This window comes from Photobacterium sp. DA100, from assembly GCF_029223585.1.
In the GTDB taxonomy this organism is placed as follows: domain Bacteria; phylum Pseudomonadota; class Gammaproteobacteria; order Enterobacterales; family Vibrionaceae; genus Photobacterium.
Map to the genome: position 1 here is coordinate 3295314 of NZ_CP119423.1, position 22343 is coordinate 3317656.

General features: G+C 55.1%; 12 protein-coding genes and 1 other annotated feature (1 of these 13 only partly in view). Of the genes, 6 read left to right on the top strand and 6 right to left on the bottom strand.

Annotation, left to right across the window (positions count from 1 at the left end):
- Positions 1-8: a sequence feature (Thr leader region), on the bottom strand; it reaches 112 nt to the left of the window's first position.
- Between the two features lie 301 nt (positions 9-309).
- Positions 310-2040: a bifunctional isocitrate dehydrogenase kinase/phosphatase gene (aceK, locus tag PTW35_RS15050; RefSeq protein WP_281025683.1), complete on the top strand. Its 1731-nt coding sequence runs from the start codon at positions 310-312 to the stop codon at positions 2038-2040.
- Positions 2041-2160: 120 nt separating this feature from the next.
- Positions 2161-2619, top strand: a complete 459-nt coding sequence (locus tag PTW35_RS15055) for a hypothetical protein (RefSeq protein WP_281025684.1) — start codon at positions 2161-2163, stop codon at positions 2617-2619.
- An 83-nt stretch (positions 2620-2702) separates the two neighbouring features.
- Here PTW35_RS15055 and PTW35_RS15060 read toward each other — a convergent pair whose 3' ends face one another.
- Positions 2703-3200 carry a putative 4-hydroxy-4-methyl-2-oxoglutarate aldolase gene (locus tag PTW35_RS15060; protein WP_281025685.1) on the bottom strand — a complete coding sequence of 166 codons (498 nt, stop codon included), beginning with the start codon at positions 3198-3200 and terminating at the stop codon, positions 2703-2705.
- A 70-nt stretch (positions 3201-3270) separates the two neighbouring features.
- Positions 3271-3672: a DUF3293 domain-containing protein gene (locus PTW35_RS15065; RefSeq protein WP_281025686.1), complete on the bottom strand. Its 402-nt coding sequence runs from the start codon at positions 3670-3672 to the stop codon at positions 3271-3273.
- A 394-nt stretch (positions 3673-4066) separates the two neighbouring features.
- Here PTW35_RS15065 and arcA point away from each other — a divergent pair, with 394 nt between their 5' ends.
- Positions 4067-4786 (top strand): two-component system response regulator ArcA, encoded by a 720-nt coding sequence (gene arcA, locus PTW35_RS15070; protein ID WP_281025687.1) that lies wholly within the window; start codon positions 4067-4069, stop codon positions 4784-4786.
- An 86-nt stretch (positions 4787-4872) separates the two neighbouring features.
- Here the strand turns inward: arcA and PTW35_RS15075 are convergent, their stop codons facing one another.
- The 4 genes from PTW35_RS15075 to PTW35_RS15090 all read right to left on the bottom strand — a co-directional run bounded on the left by PTW35_RS15075 (position 4873) and on the right by PTW35_RS15090 (position 10898).
- Positions 4873-5448 carry a hypothetical protein gene (locus PTW35_RS15075; RefSeq protein WP_281025688.1) on the bottom strand — a complete coding sequence of 192 codons (576 nt, stop codon included), beginning with the start codon at positions 5446-5448 and terminating at the stop codon, positions 4873-4875.
- Complete coding sequence (gene arcB / locus PTW35_RS15080; protein WP_281025689.1) at positions 5445-7811, bottom strand: aerobic respiration two-component sensor histidine kinase ArcB; 2367 nt, start codon at positions 7809-7811, stop codon at positions 5445-5447. The genes PTW35_RS15075 and arcB overlap by 4 nt, the downstream gene beginning before the upstream one ends.
- A gap of 130 nt (positions 7812-7941) precedes the next feature.
- Positions 7942-9813: a GGDEF domain-containing protein gene (locus tag PTW35_RS15085; protein ID WP_281025690.1), complete on the bottom strand. Its 1872-nt coding sequence runs from the start codon at positions 9811-9813 to the stop codon at positions 7942-7944.
- 125 nt (positions 9814-9938) lie between these two features.
- Positions 9939-10898 (bottom strand): TIGR01212 family radical SAM protein, encoded by a 960-nt coding sequence (locus PTW35_RS15090; RefSeq protein ID WP_281025691.1) that lies wholly within the window; start codon positions 10896-10898, stop codon positions 9939-9941.
- 614 nt (positions 10899-11512) lie between these two features.
- Here PTW35_RS15090 and gltB (PTW35_RS15095) point away from each other — a divergent pair.
- From gltB (PTW35_RS15095) to gltB (PTW35_RS15105), 3 genes are all read left to right on the top strand, one after another.
- Positions 11513-16060, top strand: a complete 4548-nt coding sequence (gltB, locus tag PTW35_RS15095; RefSeq protein ID WP_281025692.1) for a glutamate synthase large subunit — start codon at positions 11513-11515, stop codon at positions 16058-16060.
- A complete protein-coding gene (locus PTW35_RS15100; protein WP_281025693.1) occupies positions 16053-17525 on the top strand; it encodes a glutamate synthase subunit beta in 1473 nt (490 codons plus the stop codon). The genes gltB (PTW35_RS15095) and PTW35_RS15100 overlap by 8 nt, the downstream gene beginning before the upstream one ends.
- Positions 17526-17873: 348 nt before the next feature.
- Positions 17874-22337: a glutamate synthase large subunit gene (gene gltB, locus PTW35_RS15105; protein ID WP_281025694.1), complete on the top strand. Its 4464-nt coding sequence runs from the start codon at positions 17874-17876 to the stop codon at positions 22335-22337.
- Positions 22338-22343: the final 6 nt, after the last annotated feature.

A 22343-nucleotide genomic window follows, 5' to 3' on the forward strand; every position in this document is an offset into this window, starting at 1 on the left:
GCTGAATGCGTTAAACATACGTGTCCTAAAGAGATAACCGATATATGTATGCATTTACGTTTACCGTAATCATTTTCCCGAGTCAACCTTATTTTTTACCCGAGCTGTCTATTTGGCTAGCAAAATGCGGGTAAAACTAGCGATATAGCTATACCATTGAAGCATGACTGGCATCATTTTATTGCAGTTATCTTAAACACCATGCATAGTAAAAGTGATGAATAATTAAGCAATGCAGGGTGGTACGCCTGAACGGGGTTGCTAAGCACCGTGACGTGTAGACAAACGAAAATTTAAGAGGGAGTTGTAATGACAGCAGCAATGGAACAACTTGTCGCCCATACGATTCTGCAAGGTTTCGATGCCATGTATGGCCGATTTTTGGATGTCACCGCCGGTGCGCAGGAGCGCTTTGAAAGCCAGAACTGGCCAGCGGTCCAGCAAGCACTCAAGACCCGTATCAAGTTCTACGATCACCATGTCGGCCTGGTCACCAGCCAAATTACCATCATGCTGGGCAAACGCTATGCCAACCACACCTTCCTGATGGCGGTAAAAAACGCCTACAAGGATCTGCTGCTCGATTACCCTCGCTATGATATTGCCGAGAGCTTTTTCAATTCCGTCTACTGCCGGATTTTCGAACACCGCAACATCAAACGCGACAAATTATTCGTCCATAGCTCCCAAGAAGGCCGGATCCCCATCTACCCGACTAACCTCAGCCGCCTGTACAACACCGGGGCAAGCCTTGAAACCCTGCTGGGCCGAATCCTCGACGACACGCCTTTTAGCCTGGAATGGCAGGATAAACAGCGCGATATCCAGCTGCTTGGCGAACGCATCCACCAACACTTGGCCGCTATCGGCAATCCTCCTCCTGTCATAGAAATGGTCCGCGAGCCCTTTTTCCGCAACAAGGCTGCCTATCTGGTCGGGCGGATCCGCTTCGATGACCATCATCACCTTCCCATTGTCCTGCCGATATTAACCACCGAGGACAACAAGCTGTACGTCGATGCCTGCCTGGTCGATGTCGATGCGGTCAGTATCCTGTTCGGCTTCGCCCGCTCCTACTTCATGGTATACGCCCCCGCCCCAGCGGCGCTGGTCCATTTTCTCAGTGAGCTGATGCCGAACAAAACCAAAGCCGAGCTCTACACGGCGATCGGCTGCCAGAAACATGGCAAAACCGAGCTGTACCGCGAGTTCCTGCACCATATCGAGCATTCTGACGACCAGTTCGTGTTAGCGCCGGGGATCAAGGGCATGGTGATGTCGGTCTTCACCCTCCCGTCCTACGGCTTTGTGTTTAAGATCATCAAGGACAAATTTGCGCCACAAAAAGAGATAAGCCATGCCGTGGTCAAGGAAAAGTACCGGCTAGTAAAAGAACATGACCGGGTCGGTCGTATGGCCGATACCCAGGAATACCGCAACTTCAGTTTCGACCGCCACCGCTTCAGTGATGAGTTGCTAGACGAGTTGCTCAAGGTCGCGCCGTCCATCGTCAAGGTCACCGAGAAGCAAATCTTGATCAAGCACCTGTATATCGAACGGCGGATGATCCCGTTCAACCTGTATATCGAACAGGCTAACGATGCAGATCTACGCCACGCGGTCGACGAATACGGCAAGGCCATCAAACAACTGGCGGCAGCCAATATCTTCCCCGGGGACATGCTGTTCAAGAACTTTGGGGTGACCCGCCACAAGCGGGTCGTGTTCTATGACTACGATGAAATCAGCTACATGACGGAAATGAACTTCCGCCAGATCCCGCCTCCCCGCTACCCGGAAGACGAAATGGCGGCAGAGCCTTGGTACAGCGTCGGGATCAACGATGTCTTTCCCGAAGAGTTCAGAACCTTCCTGCTCATCAACCCGAAGGTACGGCAGCTGTTCAATGAGCTGCACAGTGACTTGTTCGACCCCCGCTACTGGCAGCAATTACAGCGGAATATCGAAGAAGGAAAGTTCGAGGATGTCTTCCCATACAGCACCCAGCAACGGCTCACTGTCGGCCAGCCTATGGGATAGAACGGACAAAATGTCTCAACAATGCAAAACCTTTGTGTCATTTTTGTACTAATTGACCTAGTATTATTTTGTTAAGGATATAAACAACAAAATACAACAAGAAAACAGGGAAGGTGATGAATGCGTACATGGCTAATCACAATTGCCCTGCTGGTAGTGGCGTTACCAACAACTGCAGCAGAAAGCAGACTATTTAGTATACTGGACGATAACACGTCCTCTGGGTGGTTTATGTCATCCCAGTCCAAGGGGGCCGAGCAGTTCGATCTCTGGCAAATCGACAGCGGCTATGCGTACTCTATCTCAGACAACACCGAGCTCTATCTCAGTACTCGCTTGAAAACCGGCAACGATAAACAATCCGCCAGTCGCGGGCTGTTATCAGGGGTAAAATACAACTTCACGTCGAAGCTGAGCTTGCAGAGCGCGGTGACGTCAGAAACCCAGAACCAAGATACCGTGATGGGTGTCGAGGTCTCGAGCCAATATGAAGTCACGGAAAGGCTAAATTTGCACGCTACCCTCGACTACGAGGCATTGGAGCAAATCTACCAGGTCGGGATCGGCTTTCGCTTCTAGCGGCGATGGCCAGCATCGGCAGTAGACACCAAAACAACGCCTGGCAATGCCAGGCGTTTTACTGTCTCGCCCTGGGGGCGGAACTAGGCGCTGACCACAGACAAATCAAGAGGCTGCTTGCTGAACACGATGCCATTGAGATCGGCATACAGCATATCGCCGGGATAGACCAGGGTGTGGGCAACAGTGAGCGTAACATTTTCTTCCCCGGTCTGCCGCTTGACCGTTTTCACCGGGCAGGTCGCCAACGCCTTGACACCAATATCCAGCGTGGCGATGGTACCGACATCACGCGCCGCACCGTTGATAATGATCCCTTCCCAGCCATTCTGGACGGCCAACAGGGCCAGTTGATCCCCCAGCAAGGCTTTGCTGCAAGACGCATGGCCGTCGATGAACAGCACCTTGCCTTTACCGTCGCGGGCGAGAATATCACGAACCAGGCTGTTATCTTCAAAGCATCGCAAGGTGACTACCTCGCCATAAAATACGCTCCGGCCTCCATAGTCTTGCATGCTCAACGGTAACCAACGCACATCCTGTTCAAAGTTATCGCATAAATCTGGGGTCAAATCTTTCATCGCAGGCTCCTTTATTATCGTTGTGGCCTTTCCTGTCCGGGGCCATTTCCCCCAATTCCGTGGGGTTAAGTTAAGTGTAGAGAAAGCTCGGCCAATCACCCAATCTTTGTGCTTCAACCCCCTTGATTAAAACAGGCACTAAAAACAGATCGTTACCCTCAACCCAGTAAATCGCATTCTGCCCCCAACGGGCCGCCTCCCGGCATGCCTGGGCCAAAGGCATGGGTACCACAAACCCCAACTCTTGCCATTGCCCGTCCACCGCACTGCAGCTTATCGGTAACACACCTTGATATTGTGACTTGAGCACCAACTCCAGCTGATGGTGACGCGATAAGTTCTCTTTATTGCTAAGAACGATGCTTCTCGGATTAAATGCTGTTAGAATTGCAAAGCAAGGGTAAACAGGGTGTTGCTTAAGATTAAAAATGATCGATTGGTAGCTACACCATAGCGATTTTTTTTCACACATAGAAAAGGACACCCTTGGGACGATGCATTTTTTTGTAGCGAATGTTAAACAAAGTGGAGAGTCGTAATACACTTCATACTGTTTGATGTAAATCAATAAAGTGCCCGAAAGCAGCCCGGAAACAAAGCACTTATATTGTTAGCGAGCTGTTAAGTGAATACAATCGTCGCCATCCCACGGAAATTGTAGCCAATGCCCCTAACTTTGGGCTTTTTCAGCGAAAATTATCATGCCTTGATGAGCTGAATAAATGGATGGCGTACCAACAGGAAAACGAGCAAATACAACCAAGCACGTATTTCTCCCAAGTTTTTGCCTGTATGTGAATTTTTTATATAGAATTTTACTATTCTGTTTTTGACCAGATTCCGTTTTTAGAAATTAGGTACTGCCAATGCAAACCCCTCACATTCTAATTGTAGAAGACGAGCACGTAACACGTAACACCCTGAAAAGCATCTTTGAGGCAGAGGGTTACACGGTTTTTGAAGCCAATGACGGCGCTGAAATGCACCAGATGCTTTCTGAGCATCCCGTTCACCTGGTGATCATGGATATCAACTTGCCAGGTAAAAATGGCCTGCTTCTTGCGCGCGAACTTCGCGAGCAGGGTGACATGGCGCTGATGTTCCTGACTGGCCGCGACAACGAAGTCGATAAGATCCTGGGCTTGGAAATCGGTGCGGATGACTACATCACTAAGCCTTTCAACCCTCGCGAGCTGACTATCCGTGCCCGCAACCTGCTAACGCGTGCAATGAACCAAGGCTTGCCAACCGAAGACAAGCGCATGGTGGAGCGTTACGAGTTCAACGGCTGGTCGCTGGAAATCAACAGCCGCTCGCTAGTGAGCCCGAATGGCGATCAGTTTAAGCTGCCGCGTTCTGAGTTCCGTGCCCTGCTTCACTTCTGTGAAAACCCAGGCAAAATCCAAACTCGTGCCGAGCTACTGAAGAAGATGACAGGCCGCGAGCTGAAACCACACGACCGTACTGTGGACGTAACCATCCGCCGTATTCGCAAGCACTTCGAATCAGTTGCCGATACGCCGGAAATCATCGCGACTATTCACGGTGAAGGTTACCGTTTCTGCGGCGATCTGGAAGAAGAATAATCCTTCTGGATATCCCCAAAGCAAAAGGCTCCTCGCGGAGCCTTTTTTGTTTTTAGTGCAACGCACGTGGCGATAGAAACAACCGGTCAGAACACCTGGCTGATCAGCACGTCGCGCTGTACCACTATCTGCTCCTGGCCTTGATAGAGTATCGTTACCGCAATATCTGCCTTGCTGCCCGGCAGCCACTCCGGCCCACCGCGCAAGCTCACTTCTAGGCTCATCTCACCCTCTGAGCGCACGTCAAGATTCTCCTGCCCCAACCATTGCTGATCATCCTGTGCCACCATCACCTGCAAGATTTCGACCCCTTGCGGCAGTGGCTTCATATCTCTTGTCAGCAAACGAATAGAGGCATGCAGTTTGTCGGCCGGCTTGCTGCCGTCATCGCCGATCACCGGCATGCTGTTGAGCCATAGCTCGCTGCCGAGATAAACGGCCACATCGGACAGTACCAGCTCCTGCGGTGACTGCCAGATGTCGACTTCGGCTGGCAGAGTCACCGGTAGCTCTGCAACGGCAGGCGCCTCCTCTACGGCCGACTCCTCGGCCACTGCCGGCGCCTGGGGTTGCGTGTCTTGGTCTTTAGCCTTTTCGCCGCACCCCACCAGCGCGAGGATCCCTGCCGCTAGCAACAGTCTTTTTGCTTTTGTCCCCATCATGCTTTCTCCTGCTGGGCTAGCCAGTCTTTGAGCACCTGTAGATCATTGTGGTAGCCATCTTTGATTTCATCGACCCAATCATTGATATTCTCCCACCAGGCCGGCAGTTCCGGTGATTGTGCCTTCTGGGCAACCTGCTGGATATGCTTGAGGCCGATCGAGCCTGCCGCCCCCTTGATTTTATGCGCTTCAAACTTGATGCCGTCCTGATCCTTGGCGGTCATGTTGGAATCGAGGATCGCGATGTACTCGGGCATCTTGGCCTCGAACATTGCAATGCTGTCATATACCGGTTTGGTACCCACTATCTCCACATAGGAAGACAGCATTTCCAGATCCAACAACGTGTTGATCATCTCATCACTGACCCCATTCGGGCTATCACTCTCAACCACCAGTTCTTCTCCCTCATCATCATCCAGCGGGCAGGTCAGCACCAGACGCTGGATCACTTCAGTGATGGCCTTGACGCTCAGCGGCTTGCTGATAGCGTCGTCCATCCCCTTGGCCAGATACTCACTCTTATCCTTGATCACATTGGCCGTCAGTGCCACCAAGGCCGGCAAGTAGTCAAACCGCTCTCGAAGTTTAGCCGCTACATCGAAACCGGTCATATCCGGCAGTTGGATATCCAACAGGACCAAATCATAGGCTTCGGGATCAAACATCGCCAAGGCCTCTTCGCCGCGCATGGCCACGGTGACCTCATGACCCAGACTCTCCAGCAGCGCCTTGGCCACGGTAATGTTAAGCTCGATATCTTCGACCATAAAGATATTGAGGCTGATCTGCGGCAAGGCCGGGAGGGCTTCTTCCTCCTCTACCCGCTCCACCAACGGTGCCGTAATGGTCACGGTAAACGTACTGCCCTCGCCCACTTCCGAGCTGACGGTAATATCGCCGCCCATCATCTGGACCAGCTGGCGGGACACCGATAGGCCAATCCCGGTACCGACCGCATGCAGGTTGTCATCCTCATCCTTGACCTGGTAGTACATGGCAAAAATCTTGTCGAGCTCAGCCGCCGGGATCCCAATCCCGCTATCCTCCACCTCGAAGGTAATGTGGGCCTGCTGCTCCTCCACTTCGCTACTGACCGACATCACCACCCCCCCTTCCTTGGTGAACTTGGTCGCGTTACTGATCAAGTTCCACAGCACCTGGCGCAGGCGGGTACCATCAACCTCGATGCACTCCGGCAGCTCCGTCAGCCTCTCGAGATCAAAGCGTAGCCCTTTTTGACCGGCCATCAGGGCCGAGATATTTTCCATCTCGGCAACAAAATCATGGAAGTCGAGCGGCTTGGGCATCAATTCCAGACGACGTCGGTCAGATTTATCCATATCTATGATATCGTTGAAAATGTTACCCAGAGTGATAGCGCTGACATAAATAGTACGCATGTAATCGCGCTGCTCTTGATCAAGCTTGGTTTCGAGCAGCATCCGGCTGAGGCCGACGATACCGTTAAGTGGCGTACGCAATTCATGGCTGATGGTCGAGATGAAGGCCGTCTTGTCGCGGCTCGCCTTTTCCTGGGCATCCTGGTATTGCTTGCGCTCGGTAATATCACGGCCAAAGCCCATTAAGCCCAAGCGGCGACCGTCACGGCTGTAGAAAGGCACCTTGCGCAGCTCGAAGATCGCCTTACGCCCATCCGGGTACTCCAACCACTGCTCATAGGTCAGCGAGACATTTTTCTGGAACACCTGCTGATCCGTCTCGGCAATTTTGCTCGCCACCTCCTCGCTGTAGACATCCCACGGCGTCAACCCAACCAACTCCTTCTCGGTATGATTGGTGAGCTCTTCCATTGCCCGGTTGCAGCCGGAAAACTGGCCTTTTTCGTTGCGGTAGTAAATCAGATCCGGGGAGGCATCGAGGAAGGATTTGAGCAAGGCACTCTGCTCTGCCAGCTCTAGCTGGGCATTTTCACGCTGGTAGACTTCGTTTTCCAAGTCCTGCATCGCTTCCCGGCGGGCTTCTTCGGCCTTTTCCCGCTCTTCGATCTCCTGGTTCAGCTGATTGATGTTTTCATGCAGCTGTTTATTGAGCAGCATGTCGCGCGAACGCATCTCTTCAAGCTTGGTCACCAGCTTGGACAAGCGCTGGCGGGATTCCTCGAGCTGATCCACCACCACCGAGAGAAAGTAAACGGCCCATGGCGTGATCAACAGGCCAAAGAAGACCGAGCGGACAATATCAATATCTAGCACTTCCCCCTGCAAAACCAAGGTGACGCCTATTTGCACCACCACCGCAAGGGCAACCAATGCCATTGCCAGTAACAAGCTAAACTTAACCAGTCCGAGCTTGACCAGCAGATCGACGTAATACTGTGCCAGTACTTTGATTTGTTTCATTATTGCTTCCTATTCACTACCGCTCCCCCCATCATAAAGGCGAGCCGCCGAGAACCCAAGCAGGCTTTTCCCATTCGCCTGCCGTCCTTCACACTTTGTTTATCCGGTCTTCTCGCCACCCGATGCCGAGCTACCCGGCCTCTTTTTCCGACATCGTCATGGTACAGTTTCGGCCTGCAGCCTTGGCCCGGTAGAGTGCCACATCGGCCAGTTCCACCAGCTTACCGTAGTCCTGGCTAGGTTTGGGAGTCAGTGTCGCGACCCCCAGACTCACGGTCAGTGTGGAGGCAATATCTGAGTAGCGGTGAGACAGCCCTTTCTCGGCCAATGCCCGGTGAATTTCTGTTGCAACCACCTGCCCGCCCTCGAGGCTGGTATTAGGCAGCAGGAAGGCGAACTCCTCCCCGCCATAGCGGGCTACCTCGTCAGTTTCACGCTTGACCACACTGCGTAGCACCTTGGCCACTTCGCGCAAGGCAAAGTCACCCTGTTGGTGGCCGTAGTTGTCGTTGAATGCCTTGAAGTAGTCGATATCACACAAAATAAGAGTCAGCGGGTGCTGCTCGCGGATATGGCTATACCACATTTTCCGCAATTGCTCGTCGAAGCTGCGGCGGTTGGCAACCTTAGTCAGGCTATCGACGAAACTGAGTTCCTGCAGCTCCATGATGGCGTCGGCCAGTTGCTGCTCGGCCATCTTGCGCTCGGTCACGTCCCGGGCCATCATCAACACCCCGGTGGTACCATCCGTCGGATCCCGGTAGGGGGATTTGAGCACCTCGTACCAAATCGGCGTGCCGTCCTCTAAAATGACGTAGTCATCGAGCTTTACGCTGATCCCTTGCTGGATAACCTGCTGGTCCGTCTGCCTAAATATCTCCAACTTATCCGGCTCGAGTACATCGGCGGAAGATTTCCCCAACAAGGCGTGCTGGGTATAGCCGAGCGAGCGGGCAAACGGCTCGTTACACCCCACATAAACCCCGTGTTCATTATATAGGGCAATCGGATCCCGGCTGGCACTGAGAATGGTATCGAGCAGCGTATTACGCTGAGCCAGCTCCTGCTCGGTCACTTCCCGCTTTTCTATCTCGCTTTTGAGCACTTCCTGCATTTCGTGCCAGTCGGTTACATCATGGCTGATGCTGAGCGTACCGATCGCCTCACCGGTATCGCCGATTAATAAGTTGCAGTTGGTTTCCAGCAAACGACTGGAACCGTCCGGCGCCGTGGTCCAGGTATGGGCCGCGCTATTACCCAGCGAACCAATATCCTGCTCTCCGGTAATACCTTCTTCAACCCGCCCACGCCAGAAACGGTCAAACGCCTTGTTGGTCCCGATTAACTGGCCTGACTTGTCCTTGAAATACACCAGCTCGGACAGGGAATTGAGTACCTGCTGGAAAATCCGCTGCTCGTTCTCCAACTTCACCTGCTCGCCATGACAGGCACGCGGCGGGTCCATAAACAGCAGCCAGCACGATTGCCACTGACAGCGTATCGATAACCCCGACACCACCAGCGGGATCACCTTGCCGTTGTTTTGGGGCAGGGCCTCATCGACATCTTTGAAGGTTTTCAGGCCTGCAAATGGCCGCAAGAAATCACACAGCATCTTGCTGCTGAGCCCGTCGGGATAGAGGTACCTGTCATTGAGCTTACGCACGCCCAGCAGCTGGCGACAGGCTTTGTTGCCATATACCAGGTGGCCATCCTTCTTGCGGACAATCGCAACGGCGATAGGCATAACGCTGAGCTGAAGATGGAGGCGGCGAAAAGAGCCAACGTCGAGGTGGTGAAGCAGTACGCTCAGCAGTCCCCCGCCAATGGCCAGCAAGAGGATCAGGAGCGAAAGCAGCAAAGCCGGAGTTCCAACATGGAACCACTGGGAGACAGTCGAGGCCAATGTGGCCGGGGCGAAGAGCATCGCCCCCAACAATACCAGATAACGAGCCCCTACCCGCAGCAGGAGCCCCCCGTAACGGGCCAGTAAGGTGAGCAATGTAAGCAGTAGAGGACTACAAGATCGTTCCTGACAGGAAGTATGCATTGATATTAGTAATTGACGTCATTTTACTCGTAATCTAACACACTTACCGTCCTAATCGCTAATGCAAGGCCCCTGCGTCAGCCGGCAGGTTTTGCCATCGCACGAGGGGTGGGTGGCGTGTACTCAAACGGCCTGCCCAGCACTGTCCCCTGGCCGCCAAGCTGGTCCAAATTTCGGCCAATTTCGGTCATCGCCAACCAGCGGTTTTCGCACCACTCAGGGGCTAGCAGAGTAGGTTTGCGCGCACTGGCCGATACCCTGTGGTAGACGACCTCCGGCGGGGTCAGGCGGATCATCTCCGCCGCAATACCGGTATAGTCTTCGAGGCTCAGCTCAGCCAGGCGGCCCGCTTTCCACGATAGGCCCATGATACTCCCCTCGACAATATGTAGCGGATGCAGCTTGATGCCATCGACGCCGGCCGCCACCACCTTGCGCACTGTCTCGAGATTGTCCTCACGGGTATCGCCCGGCAGCCCGACTATCAAGTGGGCGCACACTTTCAGGCCAAGTGCCCTCGCCCGCTTGGCAATGGCCTCGTAACAGGCAAAATCATGGCCGCGATTAATGCGCTTGAGGGTTTTGTCATTGGCGGTCTGCAGGCCGAGCTCCAACCAAATTTCATAGCCTTGCTCACGGTAGCCCGCCAGCAGCTCTAATACCTCATCCGGTACACAGTCAGGCCGGGTGCCGACACAAAGGCCAACGATATCCGCCGCTTCCAATGCCTCCTCATACATCACTTTGAGGGTCTGCACTTCGGCATAGGTACTGGTATAGGCCTGAAAGTAGGCAAGGTAGCGCTTGGCACGGTTGACCTCCCCGGCACGCTGCGCCAACTGCTCGGTGATGGGTTTGTGCTGCGCCTGCTCATCGGCAAAAGAGGCAACATTGCAAAACGTGCAGCCGCCACGGCCAATGGTGCCATCACGGTTCGGGCAGCTAAAGCCACCATGCAACGTCAGTTTGTGCACTTTCTCTCCGTAGCGGCGCTGTAGGTCCTGGCCAAATGTATTCACGAGCTCATGCAGCTGCATCTTGTCACCTAGTCATTCAAGGGGTCGAAAAAGCGGCACAGATTAGCACCAACGGCACCGTCAAAAGTTGTGCAAAAACAAAAAAGGCGTTTTTTTCACCATTTATGGGCCGATAAAAGGAATGAAAATTAGCAACAACATCATTTTGTAATACTTTGGTCTAACCCCCTCCCAATTACCATACAAAAAGCAAGAGATAAGTACACCACTATGCACCCAGACCTTCATTTTCGAATAGATACGCACCTGAATTAGCAATTAATTCATTGCCATGCCGGGATGTTATGGAGATGGGATATTTTTTATTGGTAATTAATCAATCAAAATTGTAGGATAGTTACAGCTGTGTGCAATTTATGAACAATAAAAGTAACTAAACTTGGCAAATATTTGGTGGTTTATGTTGCTTCCCCTCAAAACTGCAGCGCTTTTGCATACCAGAGCACAGGTGCTACAGAATGAAGTTTGCTATTGATTGACTACATCATCCCACAGCAAACCCATCCGAAACGGCCGGACAGGAGTCCCTCCAAGGCCCAGCAGGATGTATAAACAAAATTAGGGATAACTCAGGTGCCTGGATTGGTACCTGTTGAAACTGGAAGGAAGTATCTATGACAGATCAAGAGCTGAATGCTCAGGGACTTTATGTGCCTGAAATGGAGCACGATGCCTGCGGTATCGGCTTTGTGGCCCACCTGAAGAACCGTAAATCCCACGAAATTGTCACCCAAGCCCTTGATATGCTAGCTCGGATGGAACACCGTGGCGGCCAGGGTTGTGACCCGAGCAGTGGTGATGGTGCCGGTATATTGCTGCAAAAACCCCACGAATTCCTGTTGGAAGAAACCGTCAAGCTAGGGATCCGCCTGCCGTCGTTCGACCAATACGGCGTAGGTGTGGTGCTGTTCCCCAAAGACGAACACAAACGTCAGCAATGCCGTGACATCCTCGAGCGCAATGCCAAACGACTAGACCTTGAAGTCATTGGCTACCGGGTGCTGCCGGTAGACAACTCAATGATTGGTGTCGATCCGCTCAGTACCGAGCCCCAGTTTGAGCACGTCTTTATTACCGGCGGCGCCAGCATGGATCCGGCCGAGCTCGAACGTAAGCTATACGTACTGCGTAACTACACCGTTCGCGTCTGCCTGGAAAGCATCTCCAACATCGGTGATGACTTCTATATTAACTCCCTGTCATACAAGACATTGGTGTACAAGGGCCAGCTAACGACTGAACAGGTCCCCCAGTACTTCCTTGATCTACAGAACCCGTCGATGGTAACGGCACTGGCGTTGGTCCACTCCCGCTTCTCGACCAACACCTTCCCCAAATGGCGCTTGGCCCAGCCTTTCCGTTACATCGCCCACAACGGTGAGATCAACACCGTGCGCGGTAACCTGAACTGGATGAAGGCCCGTGAAGCCATCCTTGAGTCGGAACTGTTCAGCCAGCAGGAAATCGATATGCTGCTGCCTATCTGTCAGGAAGGCAGTTCAGATTCATCCAACTTCGATATGGCATTGGAGCTGCTGGTGCTGTCGGGCCGAAGCCTGCCGCATGCACTGATGATGCTGATCCCTGAAGCTTGGCAAGAAAACAAAAACATGGATCCGAAGCGCCGTGCTTTCTACCAGTACCATGCCAACGTCATGGAACCTTGGGACGGCCCGGCCTCAGTCTGTTTCACCGACGGTGTCCAGGTGGGTGCCACCCTTGACCGTAACGGCCTGCGCCCATCGCGCTACACCGTGACCAAGGATGACTTCCTGGTCATGGCTTCGGAATCCGGTGTGGTTGAAATCGAACCGGAGAACGTCCAGTTCCGTGGCCGCCTGCAGCCTGGCCGTATCTTTGTTGCCGACCTTGAACAAGGCCGCATTATCTCTGACGAAGAAGTCAAAGACACGATTGCCTCAGCCCAGCCTTATGAGCAGTGGGTCAAGGACAACCTGCTGACATTGAAGAGCCTGCCTGAAGCGGACAACATGCACCACCAGCCAACGCCTGAGCGTCTGCTGCACCATCAGCAAGCCTTCGGCATGAGCTCGGAAGAAGTCAACGACATCATTGTGCCGCTGGCGAAAACAGGTTACGAGCCGCTCAGCGCCATGGGTGCCGACTGGCCGCTGGCTGTGCTGTCGCACCAGTCACAACACCTGTCGAACTACTTCAAGCAGCTGTTTGCCCAGGTCACCAACCCGCCGATCGACCCGATCCGCGAGCGTATGGTGATGTCACTCAATACCTACCTGGGTAAAGACCACAACCTGCTGACCGAAACCCCTGAGCACTGCCGGAAGGTTGAAATCGAATCTCCGGTGCTGAGCAACGCCGAGCTGGAAAAACTGCGGGCCATCGATAACGAGCACCTGCAGGCCAAGACGCTGGATATCGTGTTCCGCGCCAGCGGCGAAGACGGCAAGCTAGAACGAGCGCTGAAGCGTATCTGCCAGTACTCGGAAGATGCGGTTATCGACGGCTACTCGATCATTATCCTTACCGACCGTGCGGTAAACTCCAACCATGCCGCTATCCCAGCAATGCTGTCCGTCGGTGCGGTTCACCACCACCTGATCCGCAAAGGCCTGCGTGCCAAGTGTGACATCGTGGTTGAAACCGGTGATGCCCGCGAAACCCACCACTTTGCAACTCTTGTAGGCTATGGTGCCAATGCGGTTAACCCATACCTGGTCACCGAGACCATTGTTGACCTGCAGCGCAAGCGCAAGCTGGATCCAGAAGTTCCGACCGAAGAGTTGTTCAACAACTACCGCAAGGGTGTGAACGGCGGCCTGCTGAAGATCTTCTCCAAGATGGGGATCTCAACCCTGCAGTCTTACCACGGCGCCCAAATCTTCGAAGCGCTAGGGATCAGCAAGTCAGTGGTCGATAAGTACTTCACCGGTACGGTTTCCCGTATCCAGGGCCTGACCATCGATGACATTGCCAAGGAAGTATTGATCCGTCACCGCCTGGGCTACCCTACGCGCGAAGTACCAATTCAGATGCTGGATGTCGGTGGCGTTTACCAGTGGAAACAGCGTGGTGAAAAACACCTGTTTAACCCAGAAACTATCTCGCTGCTGCAGCAATCTACCCGTAACAAGGACTTTGCCCAGTTCAAAGCGTACGCCAACGCCGTTGATGCCCAGGGCGATAACGCAGCGACCCTGCGTAGCCAGCTTGAGTTCATCAAGAACCCTGCAGGCTCTATCCCGCTGGCAGAGGTTGAGCCAATCGAGAGCATCCTCAAGCGTTTTGCGACCGGTGCAATGAGCTTCGGCTCCATCTCTTACGAAGCCCACTCGACGCTTGCTGTAGCGATGAACCGTATCGGCGCTAAATCCAACTCAGGTGAGGGTGGTGAAGACCCGGCCCGTTTTGAGAAGAAAGATAACGGTGACTGGGAACGCTCTGCGATCAAGCAGGTCGCATCTGGCCGCTTCGGTGTAACCTCCTACTATCTGACCAACTCTGATGAAATTCAGATCAAGATGGCACAGGGTGCCAAGCCGGGTGAAGGTGGTCAGCTACCGGGCGATAAGGTCGATGACTGGATCGGGGCAACCCGTCACTCCACCCCGGGCGTCGGTTTGATCTCGCCACCGCCACACCACGATATTTACTCTATCGAGGATTTGGCACAGCTGATCTACGATCTGAAGAACGCCAACCGCGCCGGCCGCGTCAACGTCAAACTGGTATCGGAAGCCGGTGTCGGTACGATTGCCTCCGGTGTTGCCAAAGCGAAAGCGGATGTTGTGCTTATCGCAGGTTTCGACGGTGGTACTGGTGCATCACCAATGTCGTCTATCCGCCACACCGGTCTACCGTGGGAGCTTGGCTTGGCTGAAACCCACCAGACCCTGCTGAAGAACGGCCTGCGTAACCGTATCGTGGTCCAGACTGACGGTCAGATGAAGACCCCGCGTGACCTTGCCGTCGCCACCTTGCTAGGTGCTGAAGAGTGGGGCGTCGCAACCGCAGCCTTGGTGGTTGAAGGTTGTATCATGATGCGTAAGTGTCACAAGAACACTTGCCCAGTAGGTATCGCGACCCAGAACAAGACCCTGCGTGAGCGTTTCGACGGCCGCGTAGAAGATGTTGTGACCTTCTTCCAATACATGGCTGAAGGCCTACGTGAAATCATGGCAGAGCTGGGCTTCCGCAGCGTCGACGAAATGGTTGGCCAATCACACAAACTGAAAATCCGTGACAACATCGGCCACTGGAAGTACAAGAACCTGGATCTGAGCCCGGTACTGTACATCGAGCCTGCCCGTGACGAAGACGGTGTGTATAACCAGCGAGAGCAGAACCACAACCTCGAAGAGGTACTGGATCGCAAACTGATTGAAGCGGCGGCCCCGGCCCTGTACGAGGGCAAGCAGGTGGATACCGAGTTTGACATCATCAACACCGACCGCAGTGCCGGTACCATGTTGTCGAACGAAATCTCCAAGATTTACAAAGACAAGGGCTTGCCGCAGCCAATGAACGTTAAGTTCACGGGTTCTGCCGGCCAGAGCTTCGGTGCCTTCCTGGCCAAGAACGTCAAGTTCGAAGTCGAAGGCGATGCCAACGACTACTGGGGCAAGGGCCTGTCGGGCGGTACGCTGGTACTCTACCCAGATGCCAAATCTGACATCATCCCGGAAGACAACATCGTGGTCGGTAACGTCTGTTTCTACGGTGCAACATCGGGGGAGTCCTACATCCGCGGTATGGCGGGCGAGCGCTTCTGTGTCCGTAACTCGGGCGCCAAGGTAGTGGTTGAAGGCGTCGGAGACCACGGTTGTGAATACATGACAGGCGGGGTGGCCGTTATTCTGGGTCAAACGGGCCGTAACTTCGCAGCCGGAATGAGTGGCGGCGTGGCTTATGTTTGGGATCAGTTCGAAGACTTCGACACCAAGCTCAACCCTGAGCTGGTCGACCTCGACCCAATCGAGCAGGAAGACAAAGATCTGCTGCACGATATGCTGACCAAGCACGTCGAGCTTACTGGCAGTACGGTCGCGGAAACCTTCCTGTCTAACTTCGAGGCCAACCTCGAGAAGATGGTGAAAGTAATGCCAAGGGATTACAAGGCAGTACTTCAGAAGCGCAAGGCAGAAGCACAAAACAAGGAAGAGTTGGAGGCCGTCAATGGGTAAGCCTACTGGATTTTTAGAGTTTGGCCGCGAGCTGCCAAAGAAGCTGGATCCGAGTGTCCGTATCCAGGACAACAAGGAGTTTGTTCTCAACGAGGAGTTCGGTGACAAGATCAACACGCAGGCCTCGCGCTGTATGGACTGCGGTGTTCCTTTCTGCCACAACTCCTGCCCGATCGGTAACATCATCCCGGAGTTCAATGACGCGGTGTACCGTGACAGCTGGGAAGAGGCGTGGCACATCCTGAGCTCGACCAACAACTTCCCGGAATTCACCGGCCGTGTGTGCCCGGCCCCTTGTGAGAGTGGCTGTGTACTGGGGATCAATCAAGACCCAATCACGATTTGTAATATCGAGAAGACCATTGTCGAGACGGCGTACCGCGAAGGATACGCCAAACCGAAGACACCACGTTCGCGTACCGGTAAAACGGTCGCCATCATCGGCTCGGGCCCGGCGGGCCTGGCTGCAGCCGAGCAACTCAACAGTGCCGGTCACTGTGTGACAGTGTTCGAGCGCGATGAGAAAGTCGGTGGTTTGCTGCGTTTCGGGATCCCGGATTTCAAGCTGGGCATGGACATTATCGATCGCAAGATCAACCTGATGGCCGATGCCGGGATCAAGTTCGAAGTGAACGCCCATGTTGGTGTCGACGTCAACGCCCAACAGCTACGCCAGGACTTTGATGTCGTCTTGCTGACCGGTGGTTCGACGGTCCCGCGCGATCTGCCAATCCCAGGCCGTGAACTCAAAGGCGTGCATTTCGCCATGGAGTTCCTTGCCCAGAACAACCGTCGTGCCAACGACATGGATCTAAAGACCGAAGCGATCCACGCCAAAGGCAAGCATGTAGTGGTGATCGGTGGTGGTGATACCGGCTCTGACTGTGTGGGTACATCCAACCGCCACGGTGCAGAGAGCATTACCCAGGTTGAGATCATGCCGATCCCGCCTGAGAAGCGCCCAGCCAACCAGCCATGGCCTTCTTACCCGATGATCATGAAAACCTCGACCTCCCACGAGGAAGGCTGTGAACGTCACTGGAATATCCTAACCAAGGAGTTCATTGGCGATGAAGCGGGTAATGTCAAAGCACTGCGTATTGCTGACATCCAGTGGGAAGAGGCAAAAGCGGGTGAGCGCCCAGGCTTTACCGAAGTGGCAGGCTCGGAGCGTATCATTCCGTGTGATATGGCGTTTCTGGCGATGGGCTTCCTGCATCCAGAGCCAACAGGCGTGCTGGCCCAGCTGGATATCAAGCTTGATGACCGTGGCAACGTCGCAACACAAGGGTTTGCCACCAACCAGCAAGGCGTCTTTGCTGCCGGCGATATGCGTACTGGCCAATCACTGGTGGTTCGCTGTATCAACGAAGGCCGCGAGTGTGCCCGGGAAATCGATGCCTACCTGATGGGGAACAGCAACCTTGAAGCCAAGGCTGATTCGCTGATGCTATCAAATGGCTAAGTGGCCACTCCCCCGTTCATCTCGGTAGACTGAATCCAAACCGGCCGTAACGGCCGGTTTTTTCTTTCCTCCAAGCCCTGACCGCCATAATTATTCACTGCTACCCAGCCCTATTTCGCTGCATTATCCGTGCCCACTCCTGATGTTAATTTATTGTTTATAGTTTGACCTTTCTGTAAATAGCCGTTAACTTGAAAGGTCGCTGGAAGCAAATAGGTACCTTTAGCGACCACCCGACAATCAAAAAGCAACAACCTGGGAGGCGCAAAGGCTGTCATCGATGGTCAGGAAGACCGTCAAAAAATGCAGTATTTCTGCTTATTCAGGCAGAAGCTAGGGAGAGTTGCAATGACACTGTATAACCCCATGCTGGATAAAGACAACTGTGGCTTCGGGTTAATCGCCCACATCGAAGGAGAAACCAGCCATAAGCTTGTCCGGACCGCCATTTCCGCCCTCGACCGCATGACCCACCGCGGTGGTATCGCCGCCGATGGCAAAACCGGCGATGGCTGCGGGCTGTTGATGAAAAAGCCCGACAGCTTCTACCGCATCGTTGCCGAGGACAGCGGCTGGAAACTGTCGCGGGAGTTTGCCCTCGGTATGCTGTTCCTCAGCCAAGATCCGGTGCTTGCCGAGCAGGCCCGTACCATCATCAGCGAAGAGCTGGCCAAGGAAACCCTGTCGCTGGTCGGCTGGCGCCCCGTACCTATCAACCCACAGGTACTGGGCCCGATAGCCACCGAAACTCTCCCCAATATCGAGCAGGTCTTTATCAACGCTCCGGCCGGCTGGAAACCCCGCGATATCGACCGCCGACTGTATGTGGCCAGGCGGCGGATCGAAAAGCGCATTACGGACGACCCCGACTTTTATATCTGTAGCCTCTCGACTCAGGTGACCGTCTACAAAGGGCTGTGCATGCCGGCCGATCTGCCCCGCTTCTACCGGGATCTGGGTGACATCCGGCTGGAGTCTTCCATTTGCCTGTTCCACCAGCGCTTCTCGACCAATACCCAACCCCGCTGGCCGCTGGCCCAGCCGTTCCGCTACCTCGCCCACAACGGTGAGATCAACACCATTGCCGGCAACCGCCAGTGGGCAAGGGCCCGGGCCTACAAGTTTGCTTCGCCGCTGTTGCCGGATCTGCAGACGGCGGCCCCTTTTGTCAACGAAACCGGCTCTGACTCTTCCAGCCTCGATAACATGCTCGAGCTGTTCCTGTCCGGCGGCATGGATCTGTTCCGCGCCATGCGGCTGCTGGTCCCGCCCGCCTGGCAGAACCACCCCGACATGGATCCCGAGCTGCGGGCTTTTTATGATTTCAACTCCATGCACATGGAGCCGTGGGATGGCCCGGCCGGTATCGTCATGTCCGATGGCCGCTACGCCGCCTGTAACCTCGACCGCAACGGCCTGCGCCCGGCAAGGTATATCATCACCAAGGACAAGCTGATCACCCTGGCTTCCGAAGTCGGGATCTGGGACTACGCACCCGATGAGGTGGCCGAAAAAGGCCGAGTCGGGCCGGGCGAATTACTGGTGATCGACACCAAGTTCGGCAAGATTTGGCATTCAGCCGATATCGATAACGACCTGATGGGACGCCACCCCTACAAGGAGTGGATGGCCAGCCACGTCAAGCGCCTGGTGCCGTTTGAAGAACTCGGGGACGAGCAGGTAGGATTCCGCTCGTTCGATGATACCGAGCTCGGCACCTGCCAGAAGCAGTTCGCCATGAACCGCGAAGAGATCGATCAGGTACTGCGGGTGATCGGCGAAAACGGCCAGGAGGCCACCGGCTCAATGGGCGACGATGCGCCGATGGCCGTACTGTCCTCGCGCGAGCGCGCCGTCACCGACTACTTCCGACAGATGTTCGCCCAGGTTACCAACCCGCCGATTGACCCGCTGCGGGAAAAGCATGTGATGTCGCTGGCCACCTGTATCGGCCGTGAAATCAACGTCTTCTGCGAAACCGACAGCCATGCCCACCGGGTCGCCTTTGCCTCGCCGGTGCTGCTCTATTCCGATTTGGTACAGCTGCTCGAACTCGACAACCAGTACTACCGCAACAGCATTATCGATATCAACTTTGACCCGAACGAGAAAGATCTCAGGCAGGCCATTATCGATATTTGCGATCAGGCAGAGCGCCTGGTGCGCAGCGGTACCGTCCTCATTGTCCTGTCAGACCGCGGTATCAATGCCGGCAAGCTCCCAATCCCGGCCGCAATGGCGGTGGGGGCGGTACAGAACCGGCTGGTCAGCAAGCAGCTGCGCTGTGATGCCAATATCATCATCGAAACCGCCACCGCCCGCGATCCGCACCAGTTTGCGGTGCTGCTCGGCTTCGGGGCCACCGCGGTGTATCCGTACCTGGCCTATGAGACCCTCGGCCAACTGGTCGATAGCGGTGCCATCGCCAAGCCCTACCGCGACGTGATGCTCAACTTCCGCAACGGGATCAACAAGGGCCTGTACAAAATCATGTCCAAGATGGGGATCTCCACCATTGCCTCCTACCGCTGTGCCATGCTGTTTGAGGCTGTCGGCCTTGATGATGAGGTGGTCGAACTGTGCTTCCGCGGTGTCTCGAGCCGGATCCAGGGAGCGGGGTTTGCCGACTTCCAGCAAGACTTGTTCAACCTTTCCCGCCGGGCCTGGCTCAAGCGCAAACCGATCGAACATGGCGGGTTGCTCAAATACGTCCACGGCGGCGAGTTCCATGCCTACAACCCCGATGTTGTCGCTACCTTGCAGCGGGCGGTCAAATCCGGTGACTACGCCGACTACCAGGCCTTCGCCAAGCAAGTCAACGAGCGGCCCGTCGCGGCTATCCGCGATTTGCTCAAGCTAACAGCCAACAATGCCCCTATCGCCATCGACAAGGTCGAAGAAGCCGCAGCGCTCTACCAGCGCTTTGACTCTGCCGCGATGTCCATCGGAGCCCTGAGCCCCGAGGCCCACGAAGCACTGGCGATCGCCATGAACCGGTTGGGCGGCTTTTCCAACTCGGGCGAAGGCGGTGAAGATCCGCGCCGCTTCAATAGCGAGCGCAACTCGCGCATCAAGCAGGTGGCCTCCGGCCGCTTTGGTGTCACCCCGCACTACCTGGTCAATGCCGATGTCATCCAAATCAAGGTGGCACAAGGTGCCAAGCCGGGTGAAGGTGGCCAACTGCCCGGCCACAAGGTCACTACCGAAATAGCCAAGCTGCGTTATGCGGTGCCGGGTGTCACCCTGATCTCGCCACCGCCTCACCATGACATCTACTCGATAGAAGATCTGGCCCAGCTGATCTTCGACCTCAAGCAGGTCAACCCGACGGCCTTGGTGTCGGTCAAGTTGGTGTCCGAGCCAGGGGTCGGGACCATTGCCACCGGGGTCGCCAAGGCCTACGCCGATCTCATTACCATTTCCGGCTACGACGGCGGTACCGGGGCCAGCCCTCTCACCTCGGTGAAATATGCCGGTAGCCCGTGGGAGTTGGGCCTGGCCGAAACCCAGCAGGCACTGGTCGCCAACGGCTTGCGCCACAAGATCCGGCTCCAGGTCGACGGTGGCCTGAAAACCGGCCTCGATGTGGTCAAGGCCGCAATCCTCGGTGCCGAGAGTTTCGGCTTCGGCACCGCACCAATGGTAGCATTGGGCTGTAAATACTTGCGCATCTGCCACCTCAACAACTGCGCCACCGGAGTGGCAACCCAGGATGAAACCCTGCGGCGCGACTTCTTCAAAGGCTTGCCCGAACAAGTCATGAACTACTTCATCGGCTTAGGTCAGGAGGTGCGGGAAATCCTCGCCGAGCTGGGCATCGAAAAGCTCACCGACCTGATTGGCCGGACCGAGTTACTCGAAGTCATCGGGGGCTACACCGCCAAGCAAAGCAAACTCGATCTCTCTCCGGTGCTCGCGACCAGCGAGCCGTTGGAGGGCAAGACCCTGTACTGTAGTGAAACCAATACCCCGTTTGACAATGCACCGCTCAACGGCGCCTTGCTCGCGCAGGCCCTGCCAGCTATCGAGGCGCGCAGCGGCGCGGACATCTTCCAGGATATCCGCAACACCGACCGCTCGGTGGGGGCGCGGCTATCAGGAGAAATCGCCAAACGCTGGGGTAATCAGGGCATGGCGTCGACACCGGTCAACCTCCACCTGACGGGTACCGCCGGCCAGTCGTTCGGGGTATGGAATGCCGGGGGCCTCAACCTCTTCCTCACCGGCGATGCCAATGACTATGTCGGCAAGGGCATGACCGGCGGGCAAATAGTCATTCGCCCACCGCTTGGGTCGGCATTCAAATCCAACCAGTCGACCATTATCGGCAATACCTGCCTGTATGGCGCAACGGGCGGCAAACTGTTTGCCGCCGGTAAAGCCGGGGAGCGATTTGCGGTGCGGAATTCGGGCACCATCGCGGTTATCGAGGGAGCCGGCGACAATGCCTGCGAATACATGACCGGGGGCATCGTCGCCATTCTCGGCAAGACCGGGGTTAACTTCGGCGCCGGGATGACCGGGGGCTTTGCCTATATCCTCGACGAGGACGGCGACTTTGCCGGACGGGTCAATCCCGAGCTGGTCGAAGCCTTGCCTCTGGCTGAGTTGAAAATCCACCAAGAACACCTGCGAGGCCTGATTGACCAGCACCTTGAGTTGACCGGCTCGGATAGAGCGCAAGAGATCCTGGCCGAATTCGACCAGTGGATCCCACGCTTTTACCTAGCCAAGCCAAAGACTGCCGATGTCAATACCTTACTCGGCCACCAGAGCCGCTCAGCCGCCGAGCTGCGCGTACAAGCCCAATAGGGAGGG

What these genes read in the sequence shown, in the direction of transcription:
- aceK (WP_281025683.1), top strand. Translation starts at nt 310, where the DNA reads ATGACAGCAGCAATGGAACAACTTGTCGCCCATACGATTCTGCAAGGT.
- PTW35_RS15055 (WP_281025684.1), top strand. Translation starts at nt 2,161, where the DNA reads ATGCGTACATGGCTAATCACAATTGCCCTGCTGGTAGTGGCGTTACCA.
- PTW35_RS15060 (WP_281025685.1), bottom strand. Translation starts at nt 3,200, where the DNA reads ATGAAAGATTTGACCCCAGATTTATGCGATAACTTTGAACAGGATGTG.
- PTW35_RS15065 (WP_281025686.1), bottom strand. Translation starts at nt 3,672, where the DNA reads ATGTGTGAAAAAAAATCGCTATGGTGTAGCTACCAATCGATCATTTTT.
- arcA (WP_281025687.1), top strand. Translation starts at nt 4,067, where the DNA reads ATGCAAACCCCTCACATTCTAATTGTAGAAGACGAGCACGTAACACGT.
- PTW35_RS15075 (WP_281025688.1), bottom strand. Translation starts at nt 5,448, where the DNA reads ATGATGGGGACAAAAGCAAAAAGACTGTTGCTAGCGGCAGGGATCCTC.
- arcB (WP_281025689.1), bottom strand. Translation starts at nt 7,811, where the DNA reads ATGAAACAAATCAAAGTACTGGCACAGTATTACGTCGATCTGCTGGTC.
- PTW35_RS15090 (WP_281025691.1), bottom strand. Translation starts at nt 10,898, where the DNA reads ATGCAGCTGCATGAGCTCGTGAATACATTTGGCCAGGACCTACAGCGC.
- gltB (WP_281025692.1), top strand. Translation starts at nt 11,513, where the DNA reads ATGACAGATCAAGAGCTGAATGCTCAGGGACTTTATGTGCCTGAAATG.
- PTW35_RS15100 (WP_281025693.1), top strand. Translation starts at nt 16,053, where the DNA reads ATGGGTAAGCCTACTGGATTTTTAGAGTTTGGCCGCGAGCTGCCAAAG.
- gltB (WP_281025694.1), top strand. Translation starts at nt 17,874, where the DNA reads ATGACACTGTATAACCCCATGCTGGATAAAGACAACTGTGGCTTCGGG.